This is a genomic window from Pedobacter sp., assembly GCF_035317785.1.
Lineage (GTDB): Bacteria > Bacteroidota > Bacteroidia > Sphingobacteriales > Sphingobacteriaceae > Pedobacter.
In genome coordinates, this window is record NZ_DATHGC010000117.1 from 1 (window position 1) to 19,488 (window position 19,488).

Annotated in this window: 13 protein-coding genes; 11 read left to right on the top strand and 2 right to left on the bottom strand. The window is 44.7% G+C overall.

What is annotated here, in order from left to right:
* The 10 genes from VK541_RS07100 to VK541_RS07145 form a co-directional block, all read left to right on the top strand.
* On the top strand, window positions 1-532 hold a 532-nt coding region (locus tag VK541_RS07100; protein ID WP_324368338.1), incomplete at its 5' end, for an outer membrane beta-barrel protein.
* 92 nt (window positions 533-624) lie between these two features.
* Complete coding sequence (locus tag VK541_RS07105; RefSeq protein ID WP_324368340.1) at window positions 625-3,534, top strand: ligand-binding sensor domain-containing protein; 2,910 nt, start codon at window positions 625-627, stop codon at window positions 3,532-3,534.
* Window positions 3,535-3,755: 221 nt separating this feature from the next.
* Complete coding sequence (locus VK541_RS07110; protein WP_324368342.1) at window positions 3,756-6,881, top strand: TonB-dependent receptor; 3,126 nt, start codon at window positions 3,756-3,758, stop codon at window positions 6,879-6,881.
* An 11-nt stretch (window positions 6,882-6,892) separates the two neighbouring features.
* On the top strand, window positions 6,893-8,428 hold the full coding sequence (locus tag VK541_RS07115) for a RagB/SusD family nutrient uptake outer membrane protein (RefSeq protein ID WP_324368344.1): 1,536 nt from the start codon (window positions 6,893-6,895) through the stop codon (window positions 8,426-8,428).
* A gap of 174 nt (window positions 8,429-8,602) precedes the next feature.
* Window positions 8,603-10,060, top strand: coding sequence for a glycoside hydrolase family 30 protein (locus tag VK541_RS07120; RefSeq protein WP_324368346.1), 1,458 nt, complete (start codon window positions 8,603-8,605; stop codon window positions 10,058-10,060).
* A gap of 10 nt (window positions 10,061-10,070) precedes the next feature.
* Complete coding sequence (locus tag VK541_RS07125) at window positions 10,071-11,471, top strand: glycoside hydrolase family 30 protein (RefSeq protein ID WP_324368348.1); 1,401 nt, start codon at window positions 10,071-10,073, stop codon at window positions 11,469-11,471.
* Between the two features lie 10 nt (window positions 11,472-11,481).
* Window positions 11,482-13,245 (top strand): cellulase family glycosylhydrolase, encoded by a 1,764-nt coding sequence (locus tag VK541_RS07130; RefSeq protein WP_324368350.1) that lies wholly within the window; start codon window positions 11,482-11,484, stop codon window positions 13,243-13,245.
* 16 nt (window positions 13,246-13,261) lie between these two features.
* Complete coding sequence (locus VK541_RS07135; protein WP_324368352.1) at window positions 13,262-14,440, top strand: multiheme c-type cytochrome; 1,179 nt, start codon at window positions 13,262-13,264, stop codon at window positions 14,438-14,440.
* A 6-nt stretch (window positions 14,441-14,446) separates the two neighbouring features.
* Window positions 14,447-15,631 carry a cytochrome c3 family protein gene (locus VK541_RS07140; protein ID WP_324368354.1) on the top strand — a complete coding sequence of 395 codons (1,185 nt, stop codon included), beginning with the start codon at window positions 14,447-14,449 and terminating at the stop codon, window positions 15,629-15,631.
* Window positions 15,632-15,840: 209 nt separating this feature from the next.
* Window positions 15,841-16,605 (top strand): hypothetical protein, encoded by a 765-nt coding sequence (locus VK541_RS07145; protein ID WP_324368356.1) that lies wholly within the window; start codon window positions 15,841-15,843, stop codon window positions 16,603-16,605.
* A 75-nt stretch (window positions 16,606-16,680) separates the two neighbouring features.
* Here VK541_RS07145 and VK541_RS07150 read toward each other — a convergent pair whose 3' ends face one another.
* Together VK541_RS07150 and VK541_RS07155 are read right to left on the bottom strand one after the other, a co-directional pair.
* Window positions 16,681-17,010, bottom strand: coding sequence for a DUF3276 family protein (locus VK541_RS07150; protein ID WP_285057235.1), 330 nt, complete (start codon window positions 17,008-17,010; stop codon window positions 16,681-16,683).
* A gap of 73 nt (window positions 17,011-17,083) precedes the next feature.
* Window positions 17,084-18,874 (bottom strand): ABC transporter ATP-binding protein, encoded by a 1,791-nt coding sequence (locus VK541_RS07155; RefSeq protein ID WP_324368360.1) that lies wholly within the window; start codon window positions 18,872-18,874, stop codon window positions 17,084-17,086.
* Window positions 18,875-18,987: 113 nt separating this feature from the next.
* Here VK541_RS07155 and VK541_RS07160 point away from each other — a divergent pair.
* A partial coding sequence (locus tag VK541_RS07160) for a Glu/Leu/Phe/Val dehydrogenase dimerization domain-containing protein (RefSeq protein WP_324368362.1) occupies window positions 18,988-19,488 on the top strand: 501 nt, incomplete at its 3' end.

The window sequence follows — 19,488 nt, forward strand, 5'->3', positions numbered from 1 at the left end:
CAAGCAAGTGCTGAACGTCAACACACTGAAGAGTTTTTATGAAAGATTTGGCCCAAGGTTTACACCAAACGACTGGTTTGAAGTGGCCCCAAGTATTTCTTACAATGTGACTACATCAAGCAATTCGATTCCGGCTTTCCAGGATTTTACGACCAAAACGGTTGCTTTAAATATTGAAGGAAGGTTTTATTTGTGGGAAACCAACATTTTTGGATATGATGCCAGCAAAAATTTTGTAAGCGGAATAGCCCAGAATGTGACAAAAAACCCCTTTGTGATTAACTTTTATGTAGAGAAAGAGTTATTTCAGCGCAGGGGGAAAATTACCTTGCTGGCTTATGATATCCTTAACCAGAACAACTTCCTGATCCAGGAACAGCCAATTAATGGAGGTTACATCAATACCAAAACCAACCCGAACAGCCGCTATTTTATGCTTCGCCTTAGTATGAACCTCCAAAAATGGAGCGGGGCACAGGGCCGTGGTGGCAGAGGAGTGATGAGGAGAGGAGATGGCAGCTTCATGAATTAAACACCTGCTTTAGGGCTTAGGTAATTTATTGTTAAAAAATCCCGTATTTTGTGTCCTCACATAAAATGCGGGATTTTTGTTTGCAGCCAGATATGAGAAGAGCCCTATTGTATATTTGTTTACTGTGCTGTTTTGTTCACTATAAAAGTCGGGGACAAATAGCCACTCCGCAGATCATCAACTATAACAACGACCGGTATAAAGCAGGTATCCAAAACTGGGATGTGGCCCAGGATAAGAATGGTATCCTGTATTTTGGGAACAATGAAGGCCTGCTCACATTTAACGGAAAGTTCTGGAACCTCATCCGGCTCCCGAATCTTACCTCTGTAAGATCTGTGGAAATAGATTCAAAGAACAGGATCTTTGTTGGCGGACAGGACGAGGCCGGATATTTCTTTCCTGGCAAGAACGGCATCCTGGAATACCATTCTATTGTCCCTTTAATACCTGAGAAATACCGGAAATTTGCGGATATATGGAATGTTTGTATTCTGAATGATGTCGTTTTATTCAGATCAACAAACATTATCTTTTTTTATAAGGATGGGGTAATAAAAGCATACAAACCTGAATCCTCCTGGAAATTTGCCGGAGCTGCCAATAATCAGTTTTACGCAGAATCGAGACACAATGGTTTGATGATCTACGACAATGGTACCTGGAAAAATTATTGTAATGACCCGGTATTCAGTAAGTCTGCAGTTACCTCCATAATGCCTTACAACGGAGATACCCTGCTGGTTTCTACCCTAAAGAACGGCCTTTTTTTGATGCACAACGGTAAGCTTACACCTAAACGTACTGATTTCGACCAAGTCTTCTATAATGACAGGATCTATTGTGCCAGTCAGATCGATAAGGACAACTACATCATCGGTACCACCTCTGCAGGAGTCATTATGATCAGCAAATCCGGTAAACTCATTCAGAAATACAACTACAAGGATGGCTTGCAAAATAACAACGTAAGGGCGTTTATAACAGATAAAAGCAAAAACCTCTGGCTGGCGCTTGATGACGGTATTGATTACGTTGGCATCAACAGTGCCATAAAGAATGTTTTTCCGGATAAAAACAAGCAGATTACCAGTTACGCCATAAGGATCTTTAAGGAAAAGCTCTACATAGGAACCTCAAACGGACTTTATGTAACCAATGTGGATACGAAACAACATGATGTAAGTTTGTCGAACGCATTGTTTTCCGAGGTAAGCAATTCAAAAGGACAGGTGTGGAATCTTGACGAACTCAACAACCAGCTGTTGATGGGGCATGAAGACGGTTTTTATGTGGTTGAGGGCAGCCAGGCACGTCAGATCTACAACATCCCGGGGACCTGGCTCTTTGAACCGGTTTCCCGTGTATTTCCTGCACATGATGTCATCGCAGGCACCTATGTGGGCTTACAGAAGATTAGTTTTGATGGGAGTAATTTTAACAATGGCGGCGTTATTCAAGGTCATACAGAATCGCTGAGGTTCATTGCGTTCGATGGCGAGAACAATCTCTGGGCCTCACATCCTTATCATGGTGTGTATAAGATCCAGCTGTCCCAGAACCTGAAGAAAATAGTCAAATATACCTTATATGCAGACAAGGACGGTCTCCCATCCCATTTATACAATTATCTCTTCAAAATAAAAGACAGAATTGTAATCGCCACCATAAAAGGTGTCTACGAGTACGATCCGAAGACCAACAGGTTTAAAGTTTTTTCTATGCTGTACGCGGCATTTAAAGACATGAATCTCCAGTACCTCAAGGAAGACAATAAAGGGAACATCTGGTTTGTATCTAGCAAGCGGGTTGGCGTACTTGATTTTAACCGGCCAGGCAAAAAACTTCCCTATTCGGTTCAGTTTTTTCCCCAATTAGATGGAAAGGTTGTAGGTGGCTTTGAAAACATTTACTCCCTTAATAATGAAAACGTTTTTATAGGGGCCAATAAGGGGGCCTATCACCTGAATTATAGCAAATATCTTCAGAATTCTTCAAAACCTGACGTGTTAATCGGTGACATCAGGTTATTGGGTAAGAAGGACAGCCTGATCTTTGGAGGATATTTTATAAAAGACGGTCAGGTTGCGAACCATGAAGTGGTTAAATCGGCAATAAAGCTCGATAATGAATTCAATTCTCTTCATTTTGAATACTCCTCTACATTATTTGAACAGCTGGGAAATATCGAGTACAGCTATCAGCTAATGGGTTTTGACAGGGATTGGTCGCCATGGAGTCAGAAAAGCGAGAAAGACTATACCAATCTGCCTGCGGGGAAGTATATTTTTAAGGTAAAAGCCAGGAACCGCGTAGGCAATGAGTCTGAAATAAAGAGCTACTCGTTTGAGATTTTACCTGCGTGGTATGATACCATCTGGATGTACATGTGCTATGTCTTCCTATTAGGGGTGGTCATCTATCAGTTCTTCAAATGGCAAAAGAAAAAACACGTTTTAGCACAGGCACGATTGAGTTATCTCCATCAGCTGGAAATGGACAGATCTGAAAAAGAGATCGTACGGCTGGAATATGAAAAGCTGGAATCTGATGTCGATTATAAGAACAGGGAGCTGTCTACCATGACCATGCACCTGCTGCAAAGGGGTAAGGTGTTGGCCAAGATTAAAGACGTGATTTCATTGGTGATCAAAAACCACGACATCAATGACAGTTCACCAAGTTTCAGGCACCTGATCCGGCTGATCCGCGATGTAGAAAAGAGCGATCAGGATTGGGAAAACTTTGCCATGCATTTCAATACAGTGAATACCGATTTCTTTAATAAGCTCAAAGACCAGTTTCCTGACCTTACCCCAAATGAGCTCAAGCTTTGCGCTTACCTCAAAATGAACCTGTCAACTAAGGAGATCGCACAGCTAATGAACATCACCATCAAGGCGGTAGAGGTCGGCAGGTACAGACTGAGGAAAAAACTCCACATTCAGTCTGAAACCAATCTCTACGATTTCCTGATTCAGGTGTCACGCGGTGCTGAGTAGGCGGATATATTTTAAGTATTTGTAAATCAACTGATTGAGTAATCTCTGTAGTGGTGATGTAGTATCAGGCATTGTATAAAATAATCAAATTCCAGGTTCTTGTAGGGGCAGTGTAGGGGTAGGTAAATGTTACAATTCCCCAATCTGCTTATAGATTTGGAAATACTGTGACCGCCAGGTAACAGTGAGCTAACCAAATATATTAACCAAAAACAAATCGTATGAGCCAAAAAATTACGTTTATTTTTCTCATCTCCTGTTTGCTGATTTTTCCTGTTGCGCTGCAAGCACAGAACATCAATGTAAAAGGAAAGGTGACAGATCAGAATGGATCTCCGTTACCCGGAGTGACCATTAAGGTACAAGGTACCAGCGCAGGAACATCAACAGATGCTACCGGAAATTTTACAATCGCAGCCCCTTCTGGAGCAAAGTTAGCCATCACCCAATTGGGCATGGTCCCGCAAACGATTACAGTTACATCAGCCGGCCCGTTTACGATCGCGCTGACCGAGGATTCCCAGGCACTTGGGGAAGTAGTAGTGGTCGGTTACGGTACGCAAAAGAAGAGCCTGGTGACCGGATCTATATCAAGCGTAAAGGCCAAGGATCTCGAGACCATGCCGATTAACAGGATAGAACAGGCGCTACAGGGCAGGACTTCAGGATTGACCATTGCTGCCAATAATGGACAGCCGGGCAGTGCGTCCACAGTGCGGATCCGTGGTTTCACTTCTTTTGCCAGAGATGGTAACAATAATCCACTATGGGTAGTCGACGGGGTGATTGTGGACAATGGCGGTATAGGCTATTTAAATCAATCCGATATAGAATCAATCGAGGTACTTAAGGATGCAGCGTCACAGGCAATCTATGGAGCAAGGGCGGCAAACGGCGTTATTCTTGTCACAACGAAGCGCGGTAAAGCCGGTGTTCTTCAGGTGAATTATAACGGTTTTTACGGTACTTCATCTGCTGCTAAAAAATTAGATCTGTTAAATGCAAGAGACTACGCAATGATCAGGAATGAAGCATCTTTAAATACCAATCCTAATGCTGCTGTTCCTTTTGCTGACCCTTCTTCTCTTGGAGATGGTACCGACTGGCAATCGACTATCTTTAACGATGATGCACGCAGACAGACACATGAATTCAGTATTTCAGGAGGGGGAGACAAGTCCACATTTTACACTTCCTTTGGTTACATCGCACAGGATGGGATTGTTGCCAGTGAAATCTCCAAATGGAACAGGGCAAACATCAGATTAAACTCTACGCATAAACTGGCCAAATGGATCACACTGGGCCAGAACCTTGGTTACAGCCATTCAGTGAACAGCAGTCTGGGCAATACCAATAATGAATTTGGCGGTCCGCTGAGCTCGGCCATAGGGCTCGATCCAACTACGCCGACGATTGTTACAAATCCGGATGTTGCGTCAAAAGCGCCGTACACAACACCAAATGCGGTAAAAGATCCCAATGGTAATTTTTACGGATTATCTCCCTGGGTAGGGCAGGAACTGATCAATCCCCTGGCATACATACAAACCAGAATCGGCAACTATGCATGGGACCACAATATCGTAGGTAATGCATTCGCGGAAATTAAACCAATTGCTGATTTGACATTCAGGTCGACTCTGGGTACAAAAATTGCATTCTGGGGCGATGATGCATTCAATCCGCTGGCTTATTTCAACTCTTCAAATAACAGGACAAAGAACTCGTTTGTAAGAAGGTGGAGGAATGCACTGAACTATAATTTTGAAAACACGCTAAGCTATAGCAAGAAATTCGGTCCGCACAACCTTACGGCCCTTATTGGTCAGGGTTTCTATCTCGATGAGAACAATAAGGAGATGAACGTCACCTACAACAATGTGATCGCGACCAGCTTTGAAGAAGCGAACCTAAACTACCTTCCCCTGGCAACAGACCGCTCAGTAGACGGAAGGGATTATACCGTTCACAAGGTAAACTCCCTGTTTTCACGTATATCATATGACTATGAGGAAAAATACCTTTTCACAGGTATCATCAGAAGGGACGGTTCTTCAAGATTCGGTCCGGACAATAAGTTTGGATATTATCCTTCCTTCTCCCTGGGATGGGTGCCAAGCAACGAAGGCTTCTGGAAAGAAAACAAAGTCGTCAATTTCTTAAAACTGCGTGGCGGCTACGGAGTAACCGGTAATGACCAGATAGATGACTTTAGATATGTGGCACTGGTAAACAGCGGCAGAGACTATACCTTCGGAACGGGAGATGTCAGTTCCATTGGCTGGAGCCCTGCAGCTCCATCAAATCCGGGTCTGAAATGGGAAGAAACCAGGTCTACCAATATTGGTTTTGATGCAACTGTACTGACAGATTTCACCCTGGCCTTTGAGGTCTATAAAAAGAAAACCGTAGGTATCCTTCAATATCCGTTTATCCCGCAATATCTGGGATATGCGGGCGCACCGGCACAAAACATTGGTGACATGGAGAACAGTGGTCTGGAGATCGAACTGGGCTACCGTAAAAAACTTGGTGAAGTTGATTTCAATTTAAACGGTAACGTCTCGTTCCTTAAAAATAAGATCACCAAGCTTGATATCGGTAAAACCTTTATTGAAGATGAGGCGCAGACTTTCCAGGGAATGGGCAACATCACCAGAACAGGACTGGGAAGGTCATTTAATGAGTTTTATGGCTATGAAACTCTTGGAATCTTCCAGACTCAGGCTGAGGTGGATAGTTATTTGAGCCCGTCCGGCGCTAAGCTTCAGCCAAATGCTAAACCAGGCGATGTAAAATTTGCGAACCTGAACGGCAACGATCAGATAGAGGCAGGAGACAGGACATATCTGGGGACTCCGCTTCCTAAATATACCTACGGACTGACTTTAAACCTGGGTTACAAAAACTTTGACTTTGTGGCATTTGGCAGCGGGGCAGGAGGAAACATGATCTTCCAGGGACTGCGACGTCTGGACGTAACATTTGCGAACTGGCAAACTGATATTTTGAACAGGTGGACACCGTCAAATCCTTCATCAACCATGCCTAGAGTGGTCGAAAAAGACGACAATAAGAACAATACCAACTTTACAAGACGGTACCTGGAGAAAGGTGATTATTTCAGGTTGAAAACACTTCAGGTCGGATACAATATTCCAAAAAATGTTACGCAGAAGATCGGAGCCCAAAAGATTCGGGTATATGTGATGAGCGAAAACTTGTTTACCATTACAAAATATACTGGTTTTGATCCGGAAATCGGTGGGACTGTATTCGGTATTGATAAGGGGATTTATCCTCAGGCACGCTCATTCATGATTGGCCTTAATGTTGGATTTTAATAAGCACTAGTATGAAAAATAGCATAAAATATATCATTGCGCTTCTCGCAGGCGCACAGCTTTTAGGATCGTGCAAAAAAGATCTTGAAACAAATCCCCGCGAGCGGATTCTGGAATCCAATTATTATGAGACTCCGGAACAAGCTTTTAACAGTATGGTATCGGTATATGACATGGTCGGAAACCAGTCGAGCGGATACCTGACCAGACTCAATATATTTGCATCAGGATCGGACGATCACTTTGCTGGCGGTGACTCTCCTTCAGATCTTGGTGACCTTCAGGCCATGAACAATTACACGGTCAATTCCCTATCCGGCGCTCCTTCACATTTGTGGTCTAAAGGCTTTACAGGCGTTTACCGTGCAAATACCTTTTTATCAAAAGTAGAAGGGATCACGATGGATGCAAACCTGAAAAAAAGGTATATCGCAGAAGTGAAGATGCTGCGCGCGTACTTTTATTTCGACCTGGTCAGAATATTCAAAAACATCCCGTTGATCCTGCAACCTGTGGAGCCAAGTCAATGGTATAATATAGAGCAAGTGCCGCCGGGAGATGTTTATCAGCAGATCGAAGCAGATCTTAAATTGGTCACGCCGGATCTGCCGCTGACCGTGCCGAGAAATACAGAAGGCGGAAGAATGACACAGGGAGCTGCGCATGCATTATTGGGCAAAATATACCTGTGGCAGCAAAAATATGCGGAAGCAGCAGCCGAATTTCAGGAGGTCAACGGAACGACACCGGGACTCGCCGCCAGCAAATACGGGTATAAGCTAATGGATAACTTTGCTGACCTCTTTAAGCTTGCCAATAAATTCAACAGCGAATCGATATTGGAAATCTCTTATAACAGTACATCCAATATGGCCTGGGGAACTGTGGGCAGCGGCGAAGGCAATGTAGCTGGTATTATGTCCGGCCCAAGAAACTATGTAGCCAAAATTCCAGCCCAGGCACCGGATTATGTATCGGGATGGAGTGTAATGCCTTTTACCCAGGAATTCTTTGACCTGATCCATTTTGATCCGCGGAATAAGTCTACGGTAGCAAACCTGGACAGTCTCGAAAAAGCAGGCATTGTAACCTATAAGCATGCAAATGATAACACCGGGTATTTTGTAGAAAAATATGCAGGAAGACAGTCTACCAAAGCAAATATTGGTCAGCTGGAGTTAAACTTTCCGTATAACCTGTATGATATCCGTCTTGCAGATACATACCTGATGGAATCAGAAGCATTGCTAAAAAGCGGCGGAGCCACCGGAGCTGGAAGCCGTGCTTACATCACATTAAACGCTGTCCGGGCACGTGTAGGCCTAAATCCGGTAGCAGTAACAATGGATAACATCATGAAAGAGCGCCGCATTGAATTGGCAGCAGAGGGGCAGCGCTGGTTCGACTTGGTTCGCTGGGGACTTGCGCCTGCTAAACTTGGCTTCAAAGGATTTAAAGTAAATAAGAATGAAACACTGCCAATTCCCAACGCAGAACTGAACAATACAAAAATTGTTCAAAGCAAAGAGTGGGGCGGAACTAAATAATGATAATACTATAATGATAACGATGTGATCTGTTCGTCATTGCGAGGCACCCATGAAACAAGTTCAGGGCAGGCTGAAGTAATCTTCATTCTTTACGGAGATTGCTTCGTGCCTCGCAATGACGGCTCATCATAAAACAACATGCAGACCAAACCAAACATACCAACGCATATTATGTTTAATATCAAGCTCATTTCAAAAATCAGATTAACAGGAGTGCTTTTTGCCGCACTTTCGCTAGGTCAGCTCTCAGTTATAGCCCAGTCCGGCAAAACCAGTACCATTTATACCACAGCAGCCAATTCGGAGCTGCGCCTGAGCAAATCAGGAATATTGACCTTTAAACCCTTAAAACAACCTCTCGAAACACAGGTTTGCATTTTTGTAGATCCTGAAATTAAATTTCAATTTGTGACTGGCATCGGCGGAACCATAACCGACGCCACCGCAGAAACCTTTGGTAAAATGCCCAAAGCTGCACAGGATGAATTCCTGAAAGCTTATTATGATAAAGAAAATGGGATCGGCTATACACTTGGCCGCACGACCATTCACAGCAGTGATTTTTCCAGCGAAAGCTATACCTATATCAAAGAAAATGATGCCGCATTAAAGACTTTCGATGTAGCGCATGATCAGACTTACAGAATACCGCTCCTCAAAAAGGCAATCGCAGCGGCAGGCGGCGCTCTGCCGCTGTTTGTCAGCCCCTGGAGTCCGCCGGCCTTTATGAAGACCAACAAGGAGATGCTCCATGGCGGTAAGCTATTGCCTGAATTCAGACAGGCATGGGCCGATTATTACATCCGCTTTATCAAAACTTACGAAGCCTTGGGCATTCCCATCTGGGGTCTTACCGTACAAAACGAACCCATGGCCACACAAAGATGGGAATCCTGCATCTTTACCGCCGAAGAGGAGCGTGATTTCATAAAAGAATACTTAGGACCGACATTACATAAAAATGGGATGGCCGACAAAAAATTGATCGCCTGGGACCACAACAGAGACCAGATCTTTCAAAGATCAGGTACCCTGCTCAAAGACAAAGAAGCAGCCAAATACATTTGGGGCATCGGCTACCATTGGTACGAGACCTGGACGGGTAGTGACATGCTTTTCAACAACGTAAAACTTGTTCACGAAGCTTTTCCAGACAAAAACCTGATGCTCACCGAAGGATGCGTAGAGAAATTTAACCTCGACAGTGTAAATAACTGGTCTCTGGGCGAGCGGTACGGCTATTCCCTGATCAATGATTTCAATAGCGGCGTTACCGCATGGACCGACTGGAACATGCTGCTGGACGACAAAGGCGGGCCAAACCACGTCGGTAACTTTTGCTTTGCGCCCATTCACGCAGATTCCAAAACCGGTAAACTGATCTATACCAATTCCTATTATTACCTCGGTCATTTTTCCAGATTTGTGCGCCCCGGAGCACGTCGTATAGCCAGTTCATCCAACAGGGACAAGCTGCTTTCGACCGCATTCCTCAACAAAGACGGTAGACTTGCCATCATCGTAATGAATAAGACGAAAGATGAAATTCCTTACTATATTTGGATAAATGGGGAGGCAGCCGAGACCAAGAGCTTGCCGCATTCTATTTCAACCTTTATCATTCAATAAACAAGCGCTGATGAAACTAAAAAACATAGCCGCTCTTTTGGGCATATTGTCAGTTTTTTCGACCGGGACTGCATATGCCCAAAATGACATTGGCCTTTGGCTAACCAAGCTGGACCGTTCTGCTTTGTTTGCAAAACAAGACAACATAGAATACGCCAAAGAAAGCAATACCTATCCCACCATACTGATCAACGAAAAAGAAAGCTTTCAGTCCATCGACGGCTTTGGCTATTCGCTGACAGGGGGCAGTGCGCAGCACATCATAAAAATGGGCGCAGCCGCAAGGGCAAAGCTTTTAAAAGAACTGTTTGCTACCGATGGCAATAACATCGGCGTAAGCTATATCAGGTTGTCCATAGGCGCCTCAGACCTCAATGAAAAAGTATTCTCTTACAATGACCTTCCTGAAGGCCAGCAAGACCTGGAACAGGCTAAATTTGACTTAGGACCGGACCGTGCCGATGTCATCCCGGTCATGAAAGAGATCCTGGCCATCAACCCAAAGATCAAGATCCTGGGCTCTCCATGGTCGCCGCCTTTATGGATGAAAACCGCCTACGATGCCAGGGGCGGGCAACTGAAACCGGAATATTATGAGTCTTATGCCATATATTTTGTAAAATATGTGCAGCAAATGAAGAAAGAAGGCATCCGCATAGATGCCATTACCGTTCAGAACGAGCCATTACATCCGGGCAATAACCCGAGCCTGCTGATGGTCGCACCCGACCAGGCCACATTTATCAAAAAGAATCTTGGTCCCGCTTTTAAAAAGGCAGGTATAGATACCAAGATCATCTTATACGATCACAATGCTGACAGACCAGATTATCCGATCAGCATTCTTGATGATCCCGAAGCCAATAAATACATCGACGGATCAGGCTTTCACCTGTATGGCGGAAGCATAGAAGCCCTGACCGATGTACACAATGCGCATCCTGACAAGCACATTTACTTTACCGAGCAAATGGTGGTAGAAAATCCCAACAACAAGGAGATCAACATCATCAACCCGATCCGCAGACTGATCATCGGTGCGACCCGGAACTGGAGCCGTAATGTTTTGGAATGGAACCTGGCAGCAGATCCGGAAAATAAACCATTTACTGACAGGGGCGGCTGCCCGATGTGCCAGGGAGCAGTGACGATCAGCGGGGACAGCTACACCCGAAATCTGGCCTATTATTCCATTGCCCATGCATCCAAATTTGTACGTCCCGGTTCAGTGCGTATCGCTTCAAATGAGCTGAAAGGGCTTCCAAACGTAGCCTTCAAAACCCCCGGGGGCAAAAAGGTCTTAATCGTAGCCAATACCTCAAAAGAAAAGCAAACCTTCAACATTAGCCTCGGCGGAAAAACCGCGGTAGCTACTCTGGACAAAGGATCGGTAGCAACTTATATTTTTTAAACATCAGAACATGCGCATTAAAATAGCTGAAATCATCTTTTCCATACTGGCCATCCTGCTCTTGTCAGCTGCCCAAACCCAGGGACAGGGCTTTTTAAAAGCTGAGGGAAAAAGAATTGTTAATGAGAAAAACGAGAATGTATTGCTCAGAGGTATCGGACTGGGCGGATGGATGCTGCAGGAAGGGTACATGCTCAAAATTCAAAATGAAGGCCAGCAATACCGCATCAGGGAGAGAATAGTCGACCTGATGGGCGAGCGGCAGACACAGGAGTTTTACGACCTGTGGCTGGCCAATCATACCCGCAAGATTGATGTAGACTCCATGAAGGCCTGGGGTTTCAACTCCATCAGGCTACCGATGCATTTTAACTTGTATACACTTCCTGTTGATAAAGAACCCGTGGCAGGCGAAAACACCTGGCTGGACAAAGGTTTTGCACTAACGGACAGCCTGCTGGCCTGGTGCAAAGCCAACAAAATGTACCTGATACTGGACCTCCATGCCGCACCCGGCGGTCAGGGAAGTGACCTCAACATCTCAGACCGGGACCCTTCCAAACCATCGCTGTGGGAAAGTGAGGCCAACCAGCAAAAGACCATAGCCCTGTGGAAAAAACTGGCCGAACGGTATGCCAATGAACCATGGATAGGTGCTTATGACATCATCAATGAACCCAACTGGGGCTTTCAGGACCTTGCCGGAGACAAGAACGGTACAAAAGAAAAGGGCAATGTTCCTCTGAAAAAACTAATGGCCGACATCACCAGGGCCATCCGTGAAGTAGACAAAAAACACATCATCATCATTGAAGGCAATGGCTGGGGCAATAACTATAACGGCATTTTACCCGCCTGGGATGACAATATGGTGCTCAGCTTCCACAAATACTGGAGCCATAACGATCCTGCCTCGGCAGGCAATATGGTAAAAATGCGTGACCAGTACAATATCCCAGTCTGGCTGGGCGAAACCGGTGAAAATTCCAATGTGTGGTTTACAGAGGCGATCCGCCTGTTTGAAAGCAACAACATAGGTTGGGCCTGGTGGCCTTTGAAAAAGGTCGGCGCCAACAACCCAATGGAAATCAGGTCCAACCCGAACTATAATGATGTAGTCCGCTATATAAACGGCAAAGGCAGCAAACCAAAGGAAAGCAATGCTTACAGCGGCCTGATGGAACTTGCGGCCTATACCAAACTGGAGAGCACCATTATTCACCGCGACGTACTCGATGCCATGATGCGTCAGCCTTTTTCTGCTGAAACCAAACCTTTTAAGCAGCATATCATTAGAAATAATGCCATAATAAATGCAGTAGATTATGATCTTGGCCGAAACGGCATCGCTTATTTTGACAGAGATACAGCCGATTACCATGTGTCAACCGGCCAGCGCGGCGCAGGCAACAAAGGCCGGGTTTACAGAAACGACGGTGTAGACATCAGCAAAGATTCGCTGAAATATGAAACCTATTATGTAAACAGCATAGAGCCCGGAGAATGGCTGCAATACACAGTCGATGTAAAAAAAGCAGGGAATTATACACTTAAGCTAAGCATCGCTTCAAATGACGACGAGGGAAAGATCTCAGTAAGTGTAAACGGAAAGACTGCAGCTAAGGAAATCCGGCTTCCAAACACCGGCGGATTAAAAATGTTCCAGCCTATGGAGCTTAGAAACATTCCATTTAAGGCAGGAAAGCAGGTTTTAAGGATACTGGCGGATACAGGTTACTTCAATTTTAGCTATATTCAGTTTGTCGAATATTAAAAGCTACAATTGAATTATGAAAGGTAAAGGACGTTTACTCCTCATACTAAGCGTTATAACAGTACTGGTGATCACTTTTTCTCAATGTATGGACTCCGAGCCAAAGCTCACAGCAACCGAGACAACCCGCGCAGGCGCTGCAACCTGTAAGCAATGCCATCAGAAGGTATATGACAATTATCTTCATGACACGCATTCCATTACATCCCGGCCTGTAAAGGACGATGACATTGTGAAGGGGGACACGCCCATATCTGATTTTTATCCCTTTACTGAGCACCTAAAGGTCGCAGTAGAAAAAAGAAAAGACGGCATGTATCAGGTAGCTTATTTTGACGGCGAGGAAGGCATGGCCAGGCGTTTTGACATAGCCCTCGGCTCCGGTAAAAACGTGTATACCTATGGCTCCTGGACTGGAAAAATACTTTACCAATTGCCATTATCCTACCTGAGAGTGGCAAATAACTGGGTAAACAGTCCCAAGTTTCCAAAAGACAGACCCTACTACTCACAGCTGATAGAACCCCGGTGTTTTGAATGCCACAGCTCTAACCTTGAATATACCGCCACGCAAAGCGGTGGGCTTTCTACCGGGCTGAAAATGGAAGAAAAATCGCTGATCTACGGCATAGATTGTGAACGCTGTCATGGGTCTGCCGGACAACACGTCGAATTTCATATCAAAAATCCTGAAGAGAAACAATCCAAATACATGGTACTTTACAAGTCCCTGACCAGGAAACAGAAAATTGATGCCTGTGCGGTATGTCATTCAGGAAATTCCCAGCACAAACTCCAGCCAACCTTCAGCTACAAACCGGGCGAGGACCTTTCAAATTATTACCTTCCTGGCAACCCAGCTTATGAAGCCACAGAACCGGACGTCCACGGAAACCAGGTACATCTGATGGAAAAAAGCCAGTGCTTTATCCAAAGTAAGACTATGGATTGCGGCACCTGCCACAGTCCGCACGAATCAAAAAAGGAGGGGTTGACGGTCTATTCAAAAAAATGTATTTCCTGTCATGCCACCATATCTCATTCTGAAAAGACCCTGGCCAATGCTATGGTAAAGACCAATTGCATAGATTGCCATATGCCTTTGCAGCCTTCTCAGCTGATCAGTTTCCAGCAGGCCGCTCAAAAAGACGTGACACCCTATATGCTGCACAACCACCGCATAGCTGTATACTAAGACTCAATGATGAAAGGTAAAGGACGTTTATTGCTGGCATTTGGCGTGATAACGGTCCTGGTCATCTTTTTGTCTCAATGTATGGACTCAGACAAGGACTTGAAGGCGACTGCAGCAAGCATTGCGGGGGCAGAGAGCTGCAAGCAGTGTCATCAGAAGATCTACACAAATTATCTTGATGACCGGCATACGCTTACCTCGTCTCCGGTATCAGGTGCTGATCACTTAAAACAAATGATGCCGCGTTCAGATAGTTACAAATTTAACAAACGTTTGAAAGTCGCGATTGAAAAAAGAAAAGGCATGCTATACCAGGTTGCCTATCTGGACGGTAAAGAAAGGATGGCAAGGCCTTTTAATATCGCGATAGGCTCCGGGAAAAATTCTTATACCTATGGCGCCTGGAACGGGTCCGGGCTCAATCAGTTGCCCTTGTCCTATTTCAGAGTGATCAACGACTGGGCGAACAGTCCGGGTTTTCCCACAGACAAAGTCCACTTCAGCAGGTCGATCGGTGTAAAGTGCCTGGAATGTCACAGTTCATATATACAGCATACGACCGAACAGATCTCTGCGCTTGCAGTGGAGGAAAAGCTGGTCAAAAAATCCCTGGTCTATGGAATAGATTGTGAACGCTGCCATGGCCCTGCAGGGATGCATGTGGAGTTTCACCTCAAAAATCCTGAAGTGCAGCAGGCAAAGTACGTGGTACTATACAAGTCGCTGACCCGCAAACAAAAGCTGGATGCCTGCGCGATCTGTCATTCGGGAGCAGCCCAGGAAGAATTGAAATCTACTTTTGGCTATAAACCGGGCGAGGACCTAAATGATTACTATGGACATGCGCCCGGGATTTCCGCAGAGCCGGAACCGGATGTTCACGGAAACCAGATCCAGATGCTTGCAGGGAGCAAATGCTTTATTAAAAGTACCAGTATGGATTGCGGTACCTGCCACAATCCGCATGAAACTGCGCAGGAGGGTATCACGCTTTATTCAAAAAAATGTATTTCCTGTCATGCGACCATAAAGCACAAAGAAAAGACTCTGGCCAATGCCATGGTAAAGACCAATTGCATAGATTGTCACATGCCTCTGCAATCCTCAAAAGTGATCAGCTTTCAGGAGGCCGGGCAGTCGGGTACGAGCGCCTACAGACTCCATACCCACCGTATTGCAGTATACAACTGACATCTGTTTGCTCTGATATCCATAGGGGCTGCATATTAATTTCATAACTGCTCTATTGCGGCTTTTAAACGGGTTTAGCCGAGGCGAACCCGTTATGGACCCGTTATGAAGCCGTCATGGAGCTGATATGAATAATAACACAGACTTAATGCATCTCATTTGGTAATGGGAATAATAGCGTTATTTTTGTGATCACTAAGAACAATTTTATGCGGTCACTATTGATCCTGACAATTGCCTGTTTACTGGGCACCAGCGTGTTTGCCCAGGTAAAGCCTCTGGTAAATGCACATGCACACAATGATTATGAGCACAAACGCCCGCTTTTGGATGCGCTGAGTTTCGGTTTTACGAGTGTGGAAGCTGATGTCTATCTGATTGGCGATGAACTCTACGTTTCCCACAATTATCCAAAGCTCCTGAAAGGTATTACCTTAAAAGAACTTTACCTGGACCCTTTGCGGCAGATCTTAAAGAAAAACAAAAATAAGGTTTATCCGGGTTATCAGGGTGTGTTTTACCTGATGATCGACCTGAAGAGTGATGCAGCAACTACCTATCAAAAGTTGCATGAGCAGATCTCCAAATATCCGGAATTCATCAATAATCCAAATTTTAAGGTCTACCTGAGCGGAAAGGACCTGTTATACACACTTAAAATGCCTGGGAGGATCATGGGTGTAGATGGCCGGCCAAAAGACATTGGCGGCGGATATACCACTGATGAAATGCCGGTGGTGAGTGAATCATTTGCCAATGTGACCGGCTGGAACACCAGGGATGTGGTTACAGATGAACAATGGAAAAAAGTGGAACTTTTTATCAGCGCTGTGCACAAAGACGGGAAAAAATGCAGGATCTGGGCTGTGCCGGATAACGAGGCAGTATGGAAAAGGCTTAAAGCTTATGATATGGATTTTATCAATACCGACCGGCTGCAGGCCTTGTCAGCGTTACTGAGCAAGAGTCAGTAACGTAAAAAAAGAAACTATAAAAATCCCCCCTTTATCTGATAAAGGGGGGATTCTTTATTTCATGTTTAGGAGATCTTAGAATGAAAAATCGTCGCTTTGAACTCTGCTCGGTACTCCTTCGTGGTTCTCTGAGTACTCATAACGTTTTTCAACTACTTCCTGGTGGTTTTTAATGTAATCAACCGTTTCATTTAAGCCTTCGGCAAATTTCTCAAAATCCTCCTTATATAAAAAGATCTTGTGTTTCACGAAAACCCCGTCTTCAAGTCTTTTCTTACTTTCGGTCAAGGTTAGGTAGTAATCTCCTGATCTGGTGGCCTTTACATCAAAAAAATAAGTTCTTTTACCAGCCCTTACTTTCTTTGAAAAAACCTCTTCTCTCTCTTTGTTGTCAAATTCTCCCATGGTTGCTTTAGCTCTTGGTTTTGGTTGCTTGGGTAAATATAAAGCAATAATTGTTAAAGTTCAAAATAGAAAATTAAACAGACTGGTTTTCCTCCTCCAGCAGCTGGTTCTGGTACATTTCTGCATAGGCACCATCCTGACCAAGCAATTCACTATGAGTTCCCTGTTCTATGATCCTGCCTTCGTCGAGTACAAGGATCTTGTCTGCATTTTTAATGGTCGAGATCCGGTGCGCAATCAGGATACTGGTCTTGCCATGCATCAGCCTGCCCAGATTGTTGAGTATTTCTTCTTCCGTCCGGGTATCAACTGCCGACAGGCAATCGTCGAAAATGAGTATTTTGGGTTCCTTTATCAATGCTCTGGCTATAGAGACCCTTTGTTTTTGTCCACCAGAAAGTGTGATGCCGCGTTCACCGAGCATGGTTTCAAATTTATGCTCGAAATCGACAATATTTTGATAAACAGCGGCATTTTTTGAAGCGGTTTCAACTTCTTCATGGGTAACATTATCCAGACCAAATGCGATGTTGTTTTTGATGGTATCGGAAAAAAGGAAAACTTCCTGGGGTACAAATCCTATTTGGTCTCTGTAATGCTGCAGGTTAAGGGTTCTTATAGGGGTATCGTCAATCTTTACCATGCCGCCGTCAACATCGTACATGCGCATGATCAGGTTTGCCAGCGTGGACTTTCCGGAGCCTGTTCTGCCGATGATCGCTACGAATTGTCCTTTTTCAATCTCGAAGCTGACGTCCCTGATGGCTTCAATGCCTGTGTCCGGATAGGTAAAGCTTACATTTTCAAATCTGATATTGCCTTTAAGCGGTACGGTATGGTTGTCTGTTGACGTGATGTCAGACTTGAGCTGCAAAAACTCATTGATCCTTTTTTGAGAGGCGGAAGCCCTTTGGATCAGTGTGGTGACCCAGCCTAACATGGAAACAGGAAACGTGAGCTGGTTTACATACACGATGAACTCAGCAATGTTTCCCGGAGTGATAGACCCGCTGATCACCTGTCTGCCGCCCACATATACCGTAAGTATGGTGCTCAGTCCAACGAGCAGGACCATTGTCGGATAGAATAGCGCCTGCACCTTTACCAGGCTCATGGCATTCTGTTTATAACCCTGGCTCTCGGAAGCAAATACTTCCTTGGTATGGGCCTCCCGTACATAGGATTTGATGACCCTGATCCCTGAAAAACGTTCCTGTACAAAGCTGGAGAGTTTGGACAACTGCTCCTGGATCTGCTCACTTTTCTGGTTGATCATCGTATTCACAAAATAAATGATGATCACCAGTACAGGCAATGGCAGTAAACAAAATAAAGCCAAAGTGCTGTTTACCGAAAACATCGCATAAATAACGAGTACAAATAAAATGGCAGTATTTATGGCGTACATAATTGCCGGCCCAACGTACATGCGTACGCGGTTTACATCTTCCGTGGCTCTGTTCATGAGGTCCCCGGTATTGTTGCGCCTGTAAAAACCAAGGCTTAGTTTTTGATAATGGGCATAGATCTCATTCTTCATGTCAAACTCAATATGCCTGGACATTAGGATGATGGTTTGCCGCATGAAGAACAGGAACAAACCCCTGAACAGGTAAAGCACAAGAACGATCAGACCGAAATAGAACAGGCTGTTGCTGAAGATGTCGTAAATGATATCCCGGCGCTCAAATCCTTCAAACAAGCGGTAGATCTCGATATTTTCAGTGATCAGGTTGAATGCATGGCCGATCACCTGCGCCGGTACTACGCCAAAAATATTGGAGATGATCACAAAGAAAATCCCTGGAATAATCCACCATTTGTATTTATAAAAGTACTTGTTTAAAAAACGAAGGTGTTTCATGAGCAGGTAAAGTTAACCAAATGATGATAATTTTTTTAAACACTTTGGTTAAAACAATGTAAATACTGCTTTTTTTATGCTAGTTTTGCGGCATATCTGATAAACAAAATAATATGTCGGCAAATAGCTCAGTTGTGAATTCAGTTTTAGATCAAATAGGTGCCTCAGGTCATAAAAAGGTTATTTTTTGTAATGACCCGGACACCGGTTTAAAAGCAATTATTGCTATTCACGATACAACACTGGGCCCGGCTATCGGTGGTACCCGGATGTGGAATTATGCTACGGAGGCCGAAGCGCTTGAAGATGTGTTGAGGCTGAGCAGGGCCATGACCTATAAATCTGCCATTACAGGGATCAACCTTGGCGGCGGAAATGCAGTGATCATCGGCGATTCCCGCAAGGGAAAATCTGAAGCCATGATGAGAAGTTATGGCCGGTTTATCAAAAACCTGAACGGCGAATTCATTACAGCAGAGGATGTGGGGACCAATACCAGGGATATGGAATATATCCGTATGGAGACTACACATGTAACGGGTGTTCCTGAGTCACTGGGCGGTGCCGGAAATCCTGCGCCGACGACTGCCAAAGGTGTTTATCTGGGGATCAAA